The sequence below is a fragment of the Streptomyces sp. NPDC090741 genome (assembly GCF_044769045.1).
Classification (GTDB): domain Bacteria; phylum Actinomycetota; class Actinomycetes; order Streptomycetales; family Streptomycetaceae; genus Streptomyces.
In genome coordinates, this window is the sequence record NZ_JBIVXF010000005.1 from 427,626 (window position 1) to 445,359 (window position 17,734).

A 17,734-nucleotide genomic window follows, 5' to 3' on the forward strand; every position below is an offset into this window, starting at 1 on the left:
CCCGGCGACGGGCACGCGGCGCCGGAGCAGCCGGCTCCTCCGCAACCGGAGCGGCCGGAGCGGCCGGAGCAGCAGCCTCCACGACGACCTCGGCGGCAGCCGGAGCCTCAGGGGCGGCCACGGCGCGGGTGGCCCGGCGACGGGCACGCGGCGCCGGAGCAGCCGGCTCCTCCGCAACCGGAGCGGCCGGAGCGGCCGGAGCAGCAGCCTCCACGACGACCTCGGCGGCGGCCGGGGTCTCCGGAGCAGCCACGGCGCGGGTGGCCCGGCGACGGGCACGCGGCGCCGGAGCAGCCGGCTCCTCGGCAACCGGAGCGGCGGGGGCAGCAGCCTCCACGACGGCCTCGGCGGCAGCCGGAGCCTCAGGAGCAGCCACGGCGCGGGTCGCACGACGGCGGGCACGCGGCGCCGGAGCAGCCGGCTCCTCGGCAACCGGAGCGGCAGGGGCAGCAGCCTCCACGACGGCCTCGGCGGCGGCCGGGGTCTCAGGGGCGGCCACGGCGCGGGTCGCGCGGCGGCGGGTACGGGCCGGGGCGGCGGCCGGAGCGGCCTCCTCGGCGGCGGGGGCGGCCGGAGCGGCCTCGGCCTCGGTCACCGCTGCGGGTGCGACGGCCGTCGCACCGGGCGGTCCGGCGGGTCGCGACGCGGCACGGCGACGCCTGCGCGGAGGCAGGTTGTCGCTCGGGCTGCCGCTGTCGGCGCCACCGGTGGTGTTGTTGGTTTCGTTGTTGAGCATGCGGGCGGTTCTCCCGTCACGCTCCCGGGCGCCGCGGCTGACTTCCGGTCCGGCACGGTTCCGCGCGATCAGCGCGGACCCGGCCTCCGGGGCGCGGTCGCCACACGGGAGCTCTAGTCCATGGCCGCCGGTTCCGTACGTCTTGTCCGTACGGCCTGGCGGAAGTCTTCAGGTCAGTGCGCGGCCCGACCCAGGTGGCTCCGAGTGCCAGGGCTGCGCGACGACGACGTTCCCTACGCGGCGGGACCTTCCGGCGCCTTCGCGTCGGCTGCTACGGCGGCCGTGGGTAGGGCGGCCGTGACAACCTCGCGGTCGGGCGCGAGCGGGTCGGTCACCGTGCCGGACTCCTCGTCGAAGAGCCCCTGCGCCAGCCTGGTCACCGCTGCGGGGACCGGCGGCGCCAGGTCGGCCACAGCTTGGAGACCGGACAGGACGTCGTCGGGTCGAACGGCAGGTGTCAGATGCCGAACAACCAGCCGCAGTATCGCACAGGCATTGTCCGGCGTCCTATCAGCCGGCGCGGGAACCGCTTCGAGGCTGACCACGGCGGACCGGGTGTCGAAGGTGCGGATGCCGTTCTTGGTGCGGCGCTGCACCTCCACCGCCTCGGCGGCGAGGAAGGCCTCGACCGCCCGCTGGGCGTCGGCGCTCTCCACGCCCTCCAGTCGCAGCTCCCACACGGAAGCGGTCAGCCGGTCGGCGAGCCCGGAGGTACGGGCCTCGACCGCCTCGGTGATGTCGAGCCCGGCCGGCATCGACTCGTCGAGCAGCTCGCGGAGCTTCTCCGGGTCTCGGGGCTCCGCGAGGGCGATCTCCAGGTACTCGGCCTCGCTGCCGGTGCCGGTCGGCGCGGCGTTCGCGTACGACACGCGGGGGTGCGGGGTGAAGCCGGCCGAGTACGCCATGGGCACCTCGGCGCGGCGCAGGGCCCGCTCGAACGCGCGCTGGAAGTCTCGGTGGCTGGTGAACCGGAGGCGGCCGCGCTTGGTGTAGCGCAGTCGGATGCGCTGCACCACCGGTGCGGGGGGCGGGCCTTCGGGCTGTCGCTTGCCCAGTGGTTCTTCTCCTTGTGCGGGGCTCCGCGGCTCGCGCGTCGCCCTGAGGTCTGGTGAGCCGGCGGGCCACGCCGTGCCCTCCGGCTCATCCCTGCTTGTGCAGGGAGCGCTCGGGGGCGGGCGGGTTGCTCTCGGCTGTCGTACTACCCAGAGTACGCGCCTGTGACCTCGCCGGTTCCCGGCCGGGCCCCCCGAACAGCGCCCTTCGCACCTCGGCCCGGACCTCGCGGACGGTGCTGCGGACGATGCGCCACACGTCGCGTACGACATGTCCGACAGGTGTCAGCACGTGCCGGTACACCTGCGCCGCGGGCCATCCGACGAGCACCCACCCGGCCAGCCGGACTGCGCGCCACACGGCCCGCACGATCCGCCCGGCGACGTGCCAGGCCCAGACGAGCACCTGCCCGAGCGGCACGAGCACGTACCGCCACAGCCCCAGCCCGACGGGCCGCAGCACGTACCGGTAGGCGACGGCCCCGGTCCACGCCAGTGCCCGCCCGACCGGGGTGAGCACGTACTGGTAGACCACCGCGCCGACCCACGCCAGCCCGCGCCCGGCCCAGGCCAGCGCCTCACCGAGCGGACGCAGGAGGTACGCGTACAGGAACCGCCCGAGGGGAGCGACGAGGTACGCGTACACGGGCTGGACCAGATACCGCCACAACCCGACCCAGGGCCAGACGAACACCAGCTTGAGCAGCACCGTCAGCACCCGGCCGATGCCGCGCAGCACGGGCTGGAGGACGTACACGGAGAAGGGCCCCAGCACATGCCGCTGAGCGGCCCGCCCGAACGCGGCGAGCAGATCCCAAACCACCCGTACGGGCAGTACGACGATCAGCGCCACGATCTTGACGGGCACCCGGATGACGCCCACGAGGCAGCCCTCGCCACCATCCGCGGGTTGCCGCTTGTCGAGTTCCATACCCCTGAGGACACCCAAAACCCCCCGACCGTTGCGGCGGGGGGTCAGGTCGGGCGTGTGTTACTTCACCACCGTCAGGGGGAGGAGCTTCTTGCCCGTGGGGCCGATCTGGATGTGGGTGTCCATCTGCGGGCAGACGCCGCAGTCGAAGCACGGGGTCCAGCGGCAGTCGTCGACCTCGGTCTCGTCGAGGGCGTCCTGCCAGTCCTCCCAGAGCCAGTCCTTGTCGAGACCGGAGTCCAGGTGGTCCCAGGGCAGGACCTCCTCGTACGTGCGCTCGCGCGTGGTGTACCAGGCGACATCCACCCCGTAGGCCGGCAGCGTCTTCTCCGCGGCCTCCATCCAGCGGTCGTACGAGAAGTGCTCGCGCCAGCCGTCGAAACGGCCGCCCGACTCGTACACGGCGCGGATGACGTCGCCGATGCGGCGGTCGCCGCGCGAGAGGAGGCCCTCGACGATGCCCGGCTTGCCGTCGTGGTAGCGGAAGCCGATCGAGCGGCCGTACTTCTTGTCGCCGCGGATCTTGTCGCGCAGCTTCGTCAGGCGCGCGTCCGTCTCCTCGGCCGACAGCTGCGGCGCCCACTGGAAGGGGGTGTGCGGCTTCGGCACGAATCCGCCGATCGACACCGTGCAGCGGATGTCGTTCTGGCCGGAGACCTCGCGGCCCTTGGCGATGACGTTGACCGCCATGTCGCCGATCTGGAGCACGTCCTCGTCGGTCTCGGTCGGCAGGCCGCACATGAAGTACAGCTTCACCTGGCGCCAGCCGTTGCCGTACGCGGTGGCCACCGTCCGGATCAGGTCCTCTTCCGAGACCATCTTGTTGATGACCTTGCGCATGCGCTCGGAGCCGCCCTCGGGGGCGAAGGTCAGACCGGAGCGGCGCCCGTTGCGGGTCAGCTCGTTCGCCAGGTCCACGTTGAACGCGTCCACGCGGGTCGACGGCAGGGACAGGCCCACCTTGTCGTCCGTGTAGCGGTCCGCGAGGCCCTTGGCGATCTCGGCGATCTCGGTGTGGTCCGCGGAGGACAGCGAGAGGAGGCCGACCTCCTCGAAGCCCGTCGCCTTGAGGCCCTTCTCCACCATCTCGCCGATGCCGGTGATGCTTCGCTCCCGCACGGGGCGCGTGATCATGCCGGCCTGGCAGAAACGGCAGCCGCGGGTGCAGCCGCGGAAGATCTCGACGGACATCCGCTCGTGGACGGTCTCGGCGAGCGGGACCAGCGGCTGCTTCGGGTACGGCCACTCGTCGAGGTCCATGACCGTGTGCTTGGACACGCGGTACGGGACGCCCGACTTGTTCGGCGCGACGCGCGCGATGCGCCCGTCGGGCAGGTAGTCGACGTCGTAGAAGCCCGGCACGTAGACCTGGCCGGTCTTGGCCAGGCGGAAGAGGACCTCTTCGCGCCCGCCCGGACGGCCCTCGGCCTTCCACGTGCGGATGATCTCGGTCATGTCGAGGACGGCCTGCTCGCCGTCGCCGATGACCGCGCAGTCGATGAATTCCGCGATCGGCTCGGGGTTGAAGGCCGCGTGGCCGCCCGCGAGGACGATGGGGTGGTCGACCGTACGGTTCCTGGCCTCCAGCGGGATGCCCGCCAGGTCCAGCGCCGTGAGCATGTTCGTGTAGCCCAGCTCCGTGGAGAAGGACAGGCCGAACACGTCGAAGGCGCCCACGGGGCGGTGGCTGTCCACGGTGAACTGCGGCACCTTGTGCTCGCGCATCAGTTCTTCGAGGTCCGGCCACACGCTGTAGGTGCGCTCCGCGAGCACGCCCTCGCGCTCGTTCAGCACCTCGTAGAGGATCATGACGCCCTGGTTGGGCAGCCCGACCTCGTACGCGTCCGGGTACATGAGCGCCCAGCGGACGTCACACGAATCCCACGGCTTGACGGTGGAGTTGAGTTCACCGCCGACGTACTGGATGGGCTTCTGCACATGCGGGAGCAGAGCTTCGAGCTGTGGGAAGACCGACTCGGACATCACGCGACTTTCGTGAAGCTGGCAGGGGGCGACTCTCAAGCGTAACCCGAGGCGCAGCCGCCTCCTGCCGCCATGATCGCCGCCTAGGAGCCGAGCTCCGCCCGGAGCGCGGGGTAAGCGGCTTGCCCCCATACGTCCGGAAGCTCCCGCTCACCCTGTGCGGCCAGGGCTTCCTCACGGGCGTAGAGCACTCCCCAGGTGAAAGCGGACTCCCCGGCTCCGGCCGCCTGGACGCCGATGCCGCGCAGGGCCTCGCGGGCGACGACGCTGTCCTGGTGGTCACCGAGCAGGCTCTGGACCGATTTCATGGCCTTGGCCAGCTGTTTTGCCGGTTTGCCGAGCTCGGGGGTGGCCGCCTCCGCCGCGTAGCGGGCGCGTTTGGCGGCCTTGCGGGCCTCATGGAGGGCCAGGTCGCGGGGTTCGCCCGGATCCAGGTCGAGGGCGCCGGCGACCCGGGTGGCGAGCCGTTCGTAGTCCTTGAGGACGGCCTTGGGCAGGGCCTGGGCGGCCGGCTTGGCCGCGCCGGGGAGCAGGGGCGGGTCTGCCAGCAGCGCGTCGAGGGCGTCGAGCAGGGCCGCGTACCGCTTGGCGTCGAGCGCGGCGAGCGCGTGGCGCCGGGTCGCCGAGCGGCGGGCGTTGTTCCACGTCCGCAGGCGGCCGCGGACGGGCCCGACCACGAGGGTGCGGGGGAGCTCGGTGACGTGGGTCTGGATGCGGTCGAAGAGGACTTCCTGGTCCCGGTCGAGACCGAGCTCGGCGGCCAGCCAGCGGAGCTCCTCGCCGAGCGGGTCGGTGGCGGCGCGGTCGAGGACCTTGCGGTACGTCTTGAAGGCGCTGCGCATCCGGCGGCAGGCGATCCGCATCTGGTGGACGGAGTCGGGCAGGCCGCGCCGGACGGCGGGGTCCTGGGCGACGAGCGCGTCGCGCTGTTCGCCCAGGTACGAGAGGACCAGCGCGCCCGCGGTGCCCTCGGCGGCGGCGGGCCCGGGCCGGGCCGGCGGCTCGGTGCCCGTCTCGGTGAGGGCGCGGGCGAGTTTGGAGGGGGCGTCGGAGACCTTGAGCCCGGCTTTGCGGAACTTCTTCTCGACGGCGTCGAGGAGCGCGGGGTCGACGCCGTCGGCGAGTTCGACCTCGACCTCGGTCCAGGCCGCGGCGGCCTCGTCCCGTTCGGCGCGGACGGCGTCGGTGGAGAGCTCCGCGAGGAGGGCGCCCTCGGCGTCGAGGAGGTGGGTCAAGCGGCGTGAGGAGACCAGCCGGACCTGCGGTTCCAGGGCGAGGTCGCGGACGCGGGAGCGGACGAGGGCGGCGAGGGCGCGCGGGACGGTGTCGCTGAGGGGGGCGGTGACCTCGTCGCGCACGCCCGGGGAGACGGGCAGTTTGAGGTGCCAGCCGGCGTCCGCGCCGCCGGTGCGCCGCCGCAGGGTGAGGCCGTCTGCGGCGAGCCGCTGGTCGGGGGTGTCGTAATAGACCGCGTCGAGGTCGACGGTGCCCTGGTCGGCGACGGCCGCGATCGCGGCCGTGCCGGTCAGGTCCGGGACTCCGCGGCGCGCGGCCTTGCTCGTCGTGAACTCGAATTTGCGCTCGATCTCGCGTTTCGTGTCCGCCATGCATCGAACTTAGTCCTGAACGGATCACCACGGCAGGGTGAACGGGGGAATCGACGGCGGAACCGGCCGAAGATCGGCCCCGCTAGGCCGACATCGGCCGTTGCACCCTGATCGATTGCAGCAGTCCGACCGCCACCCACACCGCGAACATGGAGGAGCCTCCGTAGGAGACGAACGGCAGCGGGAGCCCCGCCACCGGCATGATCCCGAGGGTCATCCCGATGTTCTCGAAGGCCTGGAAGGCGAACCAGGCGATGATCCCGGCGCACACGATCGTCCCGTACAGCTCGGTGGTCTCCCGGGCGATCATGCAGGCTCGCCAGAGGATGATGCCGAGCAGGACCAGGATCAGCCCGGCGCCGAGGAAGCCCAGCTCCTCCCCCGCCACCGTGAAGACGAAGTCGGTCTGCTGCTCGGGCACGAACTGGCCGGTGGTCTGCGAGCCCTTGAAGAGCCCGGAGCCGGTCAGTCCGCCGGAGCCGATCGCGATCCGCGCCTGGTTGGTGTTGTAGCCGACGCCGGCGGGGTCGAGTTCGGGGTTGGCGAACGCCGCGAAGCGGTTGATCTGGTACTCGTCGAGCACGCCGAGCTGCCAGATCAGGATGGCCCCGGCCGCGCCGGAGGCCATCAGCCCCACCACCCAGCGGTTGGAGGCGCCGGAGGCGAGCAGGACGCCGAGCACGATGACGACCATGACCATGACGGAGCCGAGGTCGGGCATCAGCATGACGATGCCCATCGGCGCGGCGGCCAGGCACAGCGCCTTGACCACGGTGCGGTGATCGGGGTGGACGAGGTCGCCCGCGTCCACCCGGGTGGCCAGCAGCATGGCCATGACCAGGATGATCGTGATCTTCACGAACTCCGAGGGCTGGAGCGAGAACCCGCCGCCGATCACGATCCACGCGTGGGCGCCGTTGATGGTGGCGCCGAGCGGGGTGAGCACGGCGAGGATCAGCACCAGGGAGAGCCCGTACAGGACCGGCACGGCGCCGCGCAGGGTGCGGTGGCCGAGCCAGACGGTGCCGATCATCAGCACGAGGCCGATGCCGGTGTTCAGGGCGTGCCGGACCAGGAAGTAGTACGGGTCGCCCTGGTTGAGCTGGGTGCGGTTGCGGGTCGCCGACCACACCAGCAGGGCGCCGATGAAGGACAGGGCGAGCGCCGAGAGGAGAATCGGCCAGTCGAGCCGGCGCAGCACCGAGTCGCGCGAGGTCAGCTTGGCCATCGCGCCGCGCTCGGGCGCGTACCGGGATACGGAGAACTTGTTCGCGGTCTGCATCGGGGTCTCAGTCCTGCCGCGTGGCGGGCGGGGCGGGGGGACCGGCGAGCGCGGGGGGCGCCAGTTCCTCCGGGGACGGGGGCACGTACGGCTTGATGTCGGGGGCGTCGATGGAGCCGTCGGGCCCGATGGTGGGGAGCTTCGCCTCCGGCTTGAGCAGGAAGGCCTTTTCGGTGTCCTGCTTGCCGGCCATGGTCAGACCGTAGATGGCGTTGTAGATGTTGCGGACGGCGGGGCCGGAGGCACCCGAACCGGTACCGCCCTGGGAGATCGTCATCACGATCGTGAAGTCCTCGGTGTACGTGGCGAACCACGAGGTGGTCTGCTTGCCGTAGACCTCGGCGGTGCCGGTCTTGGCGTGCATGGGGATCTGCTTCTGCGGCCAGCCGCCGAAGCGCCAGGCGGCGGTGCCGCGGGTGGCGACGCCCTCCAGGGCGGCGTTGATCTTGCGGCGGGTGGTCTCGGTCATGGGCAGCTTGCCGTGGGACTGCGGCGGGATCGGCTCGACGTGCTTGCCGTCGGCGCTGATGACCGCCTTGCCGATGGTCGGGTTCCACATGGTGCCGCCGTTGGAGATGGCCGCGTAGATGGTCGCCATCTGGATCGGGGTGACCAGGGTGTCGCCCTGTCCGATGGAGTAGTTGATGGCGTCACCGGCGCGCATGAGGTTGCCTTCGAGGCAGTTCTCGTACGAGAGCAGCTCGACGTAGGTGCCGCCCTTCTTCCCGGTCTTGCACCACATGTCCTTGTTGGCCTTCCAGAACCTCTGCTTCCACCCCCGGTCGGGGACCCGGCCCTTCTCCTCGCCCGGCAGGTCCACGTTCGTCTCGGCACCGAGGCCGAACTGGTGGGCGGTCTTGTAGAAGATCTCGGCCGGGGGCTTCTTCGGGTGGAGCCCGCCGTCCTTGATCCACTGCTGGTGGCCGAGGGCGTAGAACACGGTGTCGCAGGAGACTTCGAGGGCCCGGCCCAGCGTGATGGAGCCGTGGCCCTGGGACTCGAAGTTCTTGAAGACCTGGCCGCCGATGGCGTACGAGCTCGGGCAGGGGTACTCCCCGTCGAAGTCGTATCCGGCGTTGACCGCGGCCGCGGTCGGGATGACCTTGAAGATGGAGCCCGGGGCGGCCTGGCCCTGGATCGCCCGGTTCATCAGCGGGACGTTGGCCTCCTTGGCGGTCAGCTTGGCGTAGTCCTTGCCGGAGATCCCGCCCACCCAGACGTTCGGGTCGTACGTGGGCATGGAGGCCATGGCCACGACCCGGCCCGTCTTCGACTCCAGGACGACCACGGCGCCGGCGTCGGCCTTGTACGGGACTCCGGTGTTGCGGTCGATCTGCTTGCGGGCCTCGACCATGGCCGCGTTCAGCTCGAATTCGGCGACGCCCTGGACGCGGGCGTCGATGCTGGTCACGAGGTGGGCGCCGGCCACCGTCGGGTCGTTCTTGGCCTGGCCCATGACCCGGCCGAGGTTGTCGACCTCGTAGCGGGTGACGCCGGACTTGCCGCGCAGGGTCCTGTCGTACGTGCGCTCCAGGCCGAAGCGGCCGACCTGGTCGGAGCGCAGCAGCGGCGAGTTGGTGTTCTTGGCCTTCTGGATCTCGTCGTCGGTGACCGGGGAGAGGTAGCCGAGCACCTGGCCCGTGTTGGCGCCGCCGGGCGCGGGGTAGCGGCGTACGGCGGTGGGCTCGGCGGTGATGCCGGGGTACTCCTCGGGGCGCTCGCGGATCTGCAGGGCCTGCTGGGTGGTGGCCTCGGTGGTGACCGGGATCGGCTGGTAGGGGGAGCCGTTCCAGCAGGGCTTGGGGGTCTGGGAGTCGCAGATGCGGACCTTGTTCATGACGTCCTGCGGCTTCATGTCCAGGACGCCCGAGAGCCGGGTCAGGACGCCCTTGCCCTTGTCCTTCATCTTCATCAGCGCCGTGCGGCTGGCGGAGACGACCAGGCGGGTCTCGTTGTCCGCGATCGGGACCCCGCGGGCGTCCAGGATCGAGCCGCGGACGGCCGGCTGTACGACCTGCTGGACGTGGTTGCTCTTGGCCTCGTGGTAGTACTCGGCGCCGTTGCGGACCTGGAGGTACCACAGGCGCCCGCCGAGGGTGAGGAGGAAGGAGAGGACGAGCACCTGCATGATCACGAGTCTGATCCGCACGCGGGAGGTACGGCCGGTCTCGGGGGCGTTGGTCACGGGAGCTCCTCCCTCACAGCTTCTTGACGCTCTTCACACTCTTGATCGCCTTGACGCCCTTTATCCGGCCGGCCTTGTTGGCGCGGCCGCGCGCGAGCCCGCGCCGCAGGCCGCCGCGCTGGCTGCCGATGCGCAGGCCGGTGCCGCCGGCGAGCCAGCCGGAGGACACGTCGGCGGTCTTGGCCGGGCCGCCGTTCGCCTCGACGGCCATCGGGTCGTTCTCTGCGCGCCGGGCCAGCGCCATGATGAACGGCACGGTGAACGGGGCGAGCAGCAGGTCGTAGAGGGTCGCGGTGAACAGCAGCCCGGTGAGCCCGACGTGGCGGGCGGCCGTGTCGCCGACGAGGGCGCCCACCCCGGCGTAGAGCAGGGTGGAGCCGATCGCGGTGGCGACGACGGTCAGCATCGGGCCCCAGGCGGAGCGGAACCGCCCGGAGTCGGGGCGGGCCAGCCCGGCGGCGTACCCGATGACGCAGAGCACGAGCGCGTACCGCCCGGCGGCGTGGTCGGCGGGCGGGGCCAGGTCGGCGAGGAGTCCGGCGGCGAAGCCGATGAGCGCGCCGCTGAGGTGCCCGTACACGAGGGCGAGGGCGACGACGGTGAGCAGGACGAGGTCGGGTACGGCGCCGGGCAGTTGCAGCCGGCCCAGGACGGAGACCTGGACGACGAGGGCGACCACGACGAGCGTGGCCGAGAGCAGGATCCGGTTGAAGCGCATGACGGTCAGCTCCTACTCGTCGGCCGGCTTGCCGGACACCCCGGCGGACGGGGACGGGGTGACCGTGACCGTGACCGTCGGGGTGGGCTTCACCTCGGGCTTGGGGGGCAGTACGGCGTCGCGCGGGTCCTCGCGCGGCGGCATGACGACGACGCCGACGATGTCCAGGCGCGAGAAGCCGACGAAGGGGCGGACCCAGATGGTGCGGGTCAGGTCGCCGCGCGAGGGGTCGACCTTGACGACCTCGCCGATCGGGACGCCGGGCACGAACGGCTTGTTGCCGCGGGAGCCGAAGGTGACGAGCCGGTCGCCGGGGCCGACCTTGGCCTTGCCGTTGAGCATCTGGACGGACAGGGCGCGGTCGCCCTGTCCGGTGGCGAAGCCGAGCTCGCCGGTCTTCTCCAGGCGGGTGCCCACGGTGAAGTCGGGGTCGTTGGCGAGGACGACCGTGGCGGTGTCGGGGCCCACGGTGGCGACCCGGCCGACGAGTCCCTCCCCGTTGAGCACGGTCATGTCCCGCTCGATACCGTCCTTGCTGCCTGCGTCGATGGTGACGGTCCAGGAGAAGCCCTGGGCCGCTCCTATGGCGATGACCTCGGCGCCCTTGATGCCGTACTGTCCGGCGCCGGCCCGCTTGAGCATCTCGTCGAGCTCGTGGATCCGGCTGCGGGTCTGGTCGTCGCTGCCCAGCTTCGCCTTCAGGGCGGCGTTCTCGCGCTCCAGCGTGGCGATGCGGTTGTGGCGTTCGCCGGAGTCCCGTACGGCCCCTATGGCGTTGGCGACGGGGTCGACCGCGGTCGCGACGCTCTTCTCGACCGGGCCGAAGACCGCTGCGGCGGCCTGCCGGGCGCCGTCGACCGGAGACTCCTCGCCTGCCCTGATGTCCACCGTGATCAATGCGAACGCGATGGCGATCAGGAGCACCAGGAGCAGCCGGCTTTCTCGTGTGTCCCTCACGTGCGGCGGCCGTGCCTTCCTCGTCGGAAACTTCTTGGTCTGTATATCAACGATCCGCCGCACGGGCGCGGCAGCACCCGTACGGCGGATCCTTGTGTTCCGCATGGCCCCCGGAGGGGGGTCTGTATCAGCGCCGGGGCTGGGCGTCCAGAACCTGCTGGAGCGCCTCGAACTCCTCCACGCACTTGCCGGAGCCGAGGGCGACGGAGTCGAGCGGGTCCTCGGCGATGTGGATCGGCATGCCCGTCTCGCGGCGCAGCCGCTCGTCGAGCCCGCGCAGCAGGGCGCCGCCGCCGGTGAGCACGATGCCGCGGTCCATGATGTCGCCGGAGAGCTCGGGCGGGCACTTGTCGAGGGTCGTCTTGACCGCGTCGACAATGGCGTTGACCGGCTCCTCGATGGCCTTGCGGACCTCGGCGGCGGAGATCACGACCGTCTTCGGGAGGCCGGAGACCAGGTCCCGGCCGCGGATCTCGGTGTGCTCGTCCTTGTCGAGGTCGTACGCCGACCCGATGGTGATCTTGATCTGCTCGGCGGTGCGCTCGCCGAGGAGGAGCGAGTACTCCTTCTTGATGTGCTGGATGATCGCGTTGTCGAGCTCGTCGCCGGCCACCCGGATGGACTGCGCCGTGACGATTCCGCCGAGGGAGATGACGGCGACCTCGGTGGTGCCGCCGCCGATGTCCACGACCATGTTGCCGGTGGCCTCGTGGACGGGCAGGCCCGAGCCGATGGCGGCGGCCATGGGCTCCTCGATGATGTGCACCTGGCGGGCGCCGGCCTGCGTGGACGCCTCGATGACGGCGCGGCGCTCCACTCCGGTGATACCGGAGGGGACGCAGACCACGACGCGCGGACGGGCCAGGTAGCGGCGCTTGTGGATCTTGAGGATGAAGTACCGGAGCATACGCTCGGTGATCTCGAAGTCGGCGATCACGCCGTCCTTGAGGGGCCGTACGGCGACGATGTTGCCGGGCGTCCGGCCGATCATCTTCTTCGCCTCGGAGCCGACCGCCAGAATGCCGCCGGTGTTCGTGTTGATGGCGACCACGGACGGCTCGTTCAGGACGATCCCCCGGCCCCTCACGTACACCAGCGTGTTGGCGGTCCCGAGGTCGATCGCCATGTCACGGCCGATGAACGACATGTTGTTCCCCTTGTTCCCCATGAGGAGCGTCTGGCCTTCCAGTTGATAGCGGCTGCTGTCAGGTCGGCGAGGTGGGTGTGTGGGTGGAGGCCCCATCGTAGTGCCGCAAGTATGAACACCGCGCGACGGGACTCCGGCAATCCCGCCGGAACGGAAACCCGCCCCTAGTGGTGACGACGTGTCCTGCACATGCGTTCCCGCTCGCGCACTGTAATACCGAAGGGCGACCGAAATTACTTCGGTCGCCCCAGGTCATGAGCGCTATTCGGCTGATGTTGCGTCAGGAAGGACTCATCAGAGGGTGGGGAAGAACAGCTTCAGCTCGCGCTCGGCGGACTCCTCGGAGTCCGAGGCGTGGATCAGGTTCTCCCGGGTGATGGTGCCGAAATCCCCCCGGATGGAGCCGGGCGCCGCGGCGATCGGGTCAGTGGGTCCGGCCAACTGGCGGACACCCTCGATCACACGTTCCCCTTCCGCCACGAGGACCACGACCGGGCCGCTCGCCATGAAGCCCATGAGGGGCTCGTAGAAGGGCTTGCCCTTGTGCTCGCCGTAGTGCGCCTCAAGGGTCTCCTGGTCCAGCGTGCGCAGCTCCAGTGCGGGAACGGTCCAGCCGGCCTTCCGCTCGATGCGGCCGATGATCTCGCCGATCAGGCCTCGACGGACGGCGTCGGGCTTGAGGATGACGAGCGTGCGCTGGGTCATGTTGCGGCTCCTTGCGGCATACGGGTGCGGTCCGACGAGGCTACAGGGAGTCAGCGGGGCCCTTGCGCGGAGCCCCGGGCCCCGGGCGGCCGGGGCATCCGGGGCCGCGCGGCCTCAGGCCTGGGCCTCGTTCTGGGCCGCCCAGCGGGCCTTGACCGCGTCGATCTTGGCGCCGTAGTGCACCGAGCACCACCACAGACCCGCGAACACCGCGCCGAGGAAGAACATCATCGGGACGACGAATCCGCTCAGGATCAGCCCGATCTGCAGCGCCCAGCCGATCTGGACCGCGCCCGGACGCGACAGCATCCCGCACAGCAGCACCGACAGCAGCATGGCGATCCCGCAGACCGTCCACACCGTGGCCTGGGTCAGATCCGGGTTCTTCATGGCCACCAGCCCCGCGAAACCGATCACGAAGAACTCGCCGATCAGCGTCGAAGCACACAGCGTGCGCATCCCTCAGCCCCTCTTCAGCAGCAGGCGGGCCTCGCCCACCGTGATCACGGAACCGGTCACCAGGACGCCGGCCCCTCCGTACTCGGCCTCTTCCTCCGCAAGGGTGATCGCCGCCTCCAGGGCGTCGTCCAGCCGCGGCTCCACCTGTACCCGGTCCGGCCCGAAGACCTCGACCGCCACGGCCGCCAGAGCGTCCGCGGACAGCGCCCGGTGGCTGGAGTTCTCCGTGACGACGATCTCCGCGAAGATCGGCTCGAAGGCCTCCAGGACCCCCTTGACGTCCTTGCCCTCGCTCGCGGCCATGACCCCGATCAGCCGGCTGAAGCCGAAGGCCTCGGTCACCGCCTCCGCGGTGACCGACGCGCCCGCCGGGTTGTGCGCCGCGTCCAGGACCACCGTCGGGCTGCGCCGTACGACCTCCATCCGGCCCGGCGAGGTCACCGAGGCGAAGGCCCTGCGCACGGTCTCCAGGTCCAGCTCCCGCGACTGCTGCGCGCCGACCCCGAAGAAGGCCTCGACCGCCGCCAGCGCCACCGCCGCGTTGTGCGCCATGTGGGCTCCGTACAGCGGCAGGAAGATGCCGTCGTACTCGCCGCCCACGCCGCGCAGCGTCAGCATCTGCCCGCCGACCGCCACCTCGCGCGAGACGACGCCGAACTCCATGCCCTCGCGGGCCACCGTCGCGTCGACCTCGACGGCCTTCTTCAGCAGCACCTGCGCCGCGTCCACCGGCTGCTGCGCCAGGATCACGGTGGCGTCCTGCTTGATGACGCCGCCCTTCTCCTGGGCGATGTCGCCGGGCGTCGCGCCGAGCCGGTCCGTGTGGTCCAGGCTGATCGGGGTGACCACCGCGACCGCGCCGTCGATCACGTTGGTCGCGTCCCAGGTGCCGCCCATGCCGACCTCGACGACGGCCGCGTCGACCGGGGCGTCCGCGAAGGCCGCGTACGCCATGCCGGTGAGCACCTCGAAGAAGGACAGCCGGAACTCCTCGGAGGAGTCGACCATCTCCACGTACGGCTTGATGTCGTAGTACGTCTCGATGAAGCGCTCGGCGCTGATCGGGGCCCCGTCGAGGCTGATCCGCTCGGTGACCGACTGCACGTGCGGGCTGGTGTAGCGGCCGGTGCGCAGCTCGAAGGCGTTCAGCAGGGCCTCGATCATGCGGGCGGTGCTGGTCTTGCCGTTGGTGCCGGTCACGTGGATGGAGGGGTACGCGTTCTGCGGTTCGCCCAGGACGTCCATCAGCGCGGCGATCCGCGTGACGGACGGCTCCAGCTTGGTCTCGCCCCAGCGGGTGGAGAGCTCCTGCTCCACCTCCTGCAGTGCCCGCGCCACCTCCGGGTCGAGGGGCTTCGACGGTACCGGGTCCCCCTGGGGCGGTCCGGCCTGGGCCCGCAGGGTGCGGCTGCCGGCCTCGATCACCGCCAGGTCGGGGTCGCGGTCGGACTCTTCGGCCACGATCCGTTCGAAGACCTCCGTGGTCTCGTCGCGGTCGTCGGGTCCGTTGCTCTCGGGCTGCTGCTCACTCACGGGCCCAGTCTACGGACGGGGGGCCCGGGGACTTTCGACCCGGCCGTTTCAGGACGTTCGGCGGCCGTTGCGACCGGATCGTTATGCAAGCCTTGCGGGCAGGAGATAGGGGAACAAATGCCGCAGGCCAGCACCAACAAGTCCGCTTCCAGCCGCGACATAGGGATCGACCTGGGGACCGCGAACACCCTGGTCTACGCCCGGGGGCACGGCATCGTCCTCAATGAGCCGTCCGTGGTCGCCGTGAAGGCGGGCACCACCACGGCCCTGGCCGTGGGGACCGAGGCCAAGGAGACCATCGGCCGCACCCCCGGCTCCATCACCGCGATCCGCCCCCTGAAGGACGGGGTCATCTGCGACTACGAGGCCGCCGAGGAAATGATCCGGCACTTCGTCCGCAAGGCCGTGCCGGGGCGCCGGCCGCGCACCCGGATGGTGATCTGCGTGCCCTCCGGGGTGACTCCCGTCGAGCGGCAGGCCATCGTCCACGCCTCGAAGCGGGCCGGGGCAAAGGCCGTCCACCTGATCGAGGAGCCGATGGCGGCGGCGATCGGCGCGGGCCTTCCGGTGGCCGAGCCGCGCGGCTCGATGGTGGTGGACATCGGCGGCGGCACCACCGAGGTCGCCGTCATCTCGCTCGGCGGGATCGTCACCTCCCGGTCGCTGCGGGTCGGCGGGGACCGGCTGGACGGCGCGATCATGGACTACGTGCGCAAGGAGCACGGGCTGCTCATCGGGGAGCGCACCGCCGAGGACGTCAAGGTCGGCATCGGATCGGCCTGGCCGGTGCCGGACCGGCCGGAGCTGGAGACCCGGACCTTCACGGTGCGCGGGCGGGAGCGGGTCGGCGGCATGCCGAAGACGCTCTCGCTGGGGGCGACGGACGTACGGGCCGCCCTCGACGAGCCGGTCGAGGCGATCATCGCCGCGGTGCGCACCACCCTGGAGGAGTGCCCGCCCGAGCTGTCGGGCGATGTGATGGAGCACGGCATCGTGCTGACCGGCGGCGGGGCCCTGCTGCCGGGGCTGGACCTGCGGATGGCCTCCGCGACGGGGATCCCGGTCTTCGTGGCCGACGCCCCGCTGGACTGCGTGGCGCTGGGCTCGGGCAGATGCGTGGAGGACCTGGACACGCTGAACAGCCTGCTGGTCCCGGCGAAGGCCTGAGGCCGGCCGGACCTCGGTCAACCCCGCGGGAGGGTGGCCACGACCGTGTACGAGTCCTCCGTGCGCGTCGCCGTCAGGGATCCGCCCAGGCTGCGCACGCGCTCGGACATGCTCGCCGTGCCCGATCCCGCCGATACGGGGGCCCGCACCGGCGTCCGGACGGGCAGGCCGTTGCGGACCGCGATCCGCAGCTGCGGGCCGTCCGCCTCGATGGACACGTGGATGGTCTCGCCGCAGGCGTGCTTGGCCGCGTTGGTCAGGCATTCCTGCACCACCCGGTAGACCGCTGCCTGCCGCAGCGGCGACAGCCCGTGCACCTGCGGATCCAGGGCCAGCCGTACGGGCGAACCGGCCCGTCCGCTCTCCTCCGCGAGGGCCGGCAGCCCGTCCACCCCCGGGGTCGAGGCCCGCTCCCCGCGCTGCACGATGATCTCGTTGAGCACCAGGTGGGCCCGGCGCGCGGTGTCGGCGAGCTCCTCGAAGTCCTTCGCGTACGCCGTCTCCCGCGACCGCGTCGACAGCACCTCGGAGCGCACCGTCAGCAGGGTCAGCTCGCGGCCGACGAAGTCGTGGACGTCGCGGGCGACCGAGTTGCGCTCCTGCTGGACGGCCTGGAGCACGGCCGACTCGGCGCGCCGGGCGGCCAGCTCGCGCACCAGATCGTGCCGGTAGGCGGCGATGCCGACGGCCGAGGCCAGCACCCCGATCGGCACGACGAGGCCGAGGAACGCGCTGAGCGTCCGGGCGTGCGGTTCCGGCCAGCCCGGCACGCAGAAGACGATCAGCGCGAAGGCGATGTACCCCAGGGTGGCCAGGACGGCGGGCCGCCGCCCCCGGTAGCGGCCGACCGAGTAGAGCGCGAACTGGATCAGCGTCAGCTCGTGCAGCCAGCCGATGAAGAGCAGCGCGATGAGGTACGAGACCCAGGGCGCCCGGCGTCGCACCACCAGGCCGGAGCACCCGGCGGCGAGTACGACGGCGGCCATCGGACCGCTGAGCGAGTTGTCCGCGGCGGCCAGACCGGGCAGGTCCAGCGCCATCAGCGCCAGGCAGCTGACTGCGGTGAGCACGTCAAGCGCCCGGGGTGACCCGGCCCAGCTCGCGGCGAGCCGGCGGCCGGCGGCCGCGGCCCGGTGGAGCGCCGAGGCGACGGGCGGGACGTACATGCCTTCCATCATCCGTGCTCGGCGAGGGCTACCGGATCAGCCAACCCGGCCGAAAACGTGATGTGCGACACTCCGGACAACTCGGGACACATACCCGAACGCGATC

At 71.3% G+C, this 17,734-nt stretch carries 14 protein-coding genes and 1 pseudogene; 1 reads left to right on the plus strand and 14 read right to left on the minus strand.

The features are described from left to right. From ACIQU4_RS16945 to ACIQU4_RS17005, 13 genes and pseudogenes are all read right to left on the minus strand, one after another. A pseudogene (locus tag ACIQU4_RS16945) lies at positions 1–736 on the minus strand (ribonuclease E/G); the annotation flags it as partial. A gap of 233 nt (positions 737–969) precedes the next feature. After that, positions 970–1,749 (minus strand): TIGR03936 family radical SAM-associated protein, encoded by a 780-nt coding sequence (locus ACIQU4_RS16950; RefSeq protein ID WP_403730968.1) that lies wholly within the window; start codon positions 1,747–1,749, stop codon positions 970–972. 127 nt (positions 1,750–1,876) lie between these two features. After that, positions 1,877–2,719, minus strand: a complete 843-nt coding sequence (locus tag ACIQU4_RS16955) for a hypothetical protein (protein WP_403730650.1) — start codon at positions 2,717–2,719, stop codon at positions 1,877–1,879. Positions 2,720–2,779: 60 nt separating this feature from the next. After that, positions 2,780–4,705 carry a TIGR03960 family B12-binding radical SAM protein gene (locus ACIQU4_RS16960; protein WP_327132048.1) on the minus strand — a complete coding sequence of 642 codons (1,926 nt, stop codon included), beginning with the start codon at positions 4,703–4,705 and terminating at the stop codon, positions 2,780–2,782. Between the two features lie 80 nt (positions 4,706–4,785). Beyond that, on the minus strand, positions 4,786–6,309 hold the full coding sequence (locus tag ACIQU4_RS16965; RefSeq protein WP_403730653.1) for a CHAD domain-containing protein: 1,524 nt from the start codon (positions 6,307–6,309) through the stop codon (positions 4,786–4,788). Between the two features lie 82 nt (positions 6,310–6,391). Then, entirely contained in the window at positions 6,392–7,591 is a 1,200-nt protein-coding gene (rodA, locus tag ACIQU4_RS16970) for a rod shape-determining protein RodA (RefSeq protein ID WP_403730655.1), read from the minus strand. Between the two features lie 7 nt (positions 7,592–7,598). Further along, entirely contained in the window at positions 7,599–9,776 is a 2,178-nt protein-coding gene (gene mrdA / locus ACIQU4_RS16975) for a penicillin-binding protein 2 (protein WP_403730657.1), read from the minus strand. A gap of 13 nt (positions 9,777–9,789) precedes the next feature. Continuing rightward, the gene (mreD, locus tag ACIQU4_RS16980) at positions 9,790–10,494 is read right to left on the minus strand and encodes a rod shape-determining protein MreD (RefSeq protein ID WP_229339741.1); all 705 of its coding nucleotides are present in this window, start codon (positions 10,492–10,494) and stop codon (positions 9,790–9,792) included. Positions 10,495–10,506: 12 nt separating this feature from the next. After that, positions 10,507–11,451, minus strand: coding sequence for a rod shape-determining protein MreC (gene mreC / locus ACIQU4_RS16985; RefSeq protein ID WP_403730660.1), 945 nt, complete (start codon positions 11,449–11,451; stop codon positions 10,507–10,509). A 127-nt stretch (positions 11,452–11,578) separates the two neighbouring features. Further along, positions 11,579–12,598 carry a rod shape-determining protein gene (locus tag ACIQU4_RS16990; protein ID WP_008738981.1) on the minus strand — a complete coding sequence of 340 codons (1,020 nt, stop codon included), beginning with the start codon at positions 12,596–12,598 and terminating at the stop codon, positions 11,579–11,581. 294 nt (positions 12,599–12,892) lie between these two features. Further along, positions 12,893–13,303, minus strand: coding sequence for a nucleoside-diphosphate kinase (gene ndk, locus ACIQU4_RS16995; RefSeq protein ID WP_403730663.1), 411 nt, complete (start codon positions 13,301–13,303; stop codon positions 12,893–12,895). Positions 13,304–13,417: 114 nt separating this feature from the next. After that, positions 13,418–13,762 carry a DUF4233 domain-containing protein gene (locus ACIQU4_RS17000; RefSeq protein WP_385583330.1) on the minus strand — a complete coding sequence of 115 codons (345 nt, stop codon included), beginning with the start codon at positions 13,760–13,762 and terminating at the stop codon, positions 13,418–13,420. Positions 13,763–13,765: 3 nt separating this feature from the next. Further along, complete coding sequence (locus tag ACIQU4_RS17005) at positions 13,766–15,295, minus strand: bifunctional folylpolyglutamate synthase/dihydrofolate synthase (RefSeq protein ID WP_403730666.1); 1,530 nt, start codon at positions 15,293–15,295, stop codon at positions 13,766–13,768. A gap of 117 nt (positions 15,296–15,412) precedes the next feature. Here ACIQU4_RS17005 and ACIQU4_RS17010 point away from each other — a divergent pair, with 117 nt between their 5' ends. Beyond that, positions 15,413–16,462 carry a rod shape-determining protein gene (locus ACIQU4_RS17010; protein WP_403730669.1) on the plus strand — a complete coding sequence of 350 codons (1,050 nt, stop codon included), beginning with the start codon at positions 15,413–15,415 and terminating at the stop codon, positions 16,460–16,462. Positions 16,463–16,479: 17 nt separating this feature from the next. On the opposite strand, the gene ACIQU4_RS17015 is transcribed toward ACIQU4_RS17010, so the two are convergent. Continuing rightward, positions 16,480–17,628 carry a sensor histidine kinase gene (locus tag ACIQU4_RS17015; RefSeq protein ID WP_403730672.1) on the minus strand — a complete coding sequence of 383 codons (1,149 nt, stop codon included), beginning with the start codon at positions 17,626–17,628 and terminating at the stop codon, positions 16,480–16,482. Between the last annotated feature and the right edge of the window lie 106 nt (positions 17,629–17,734).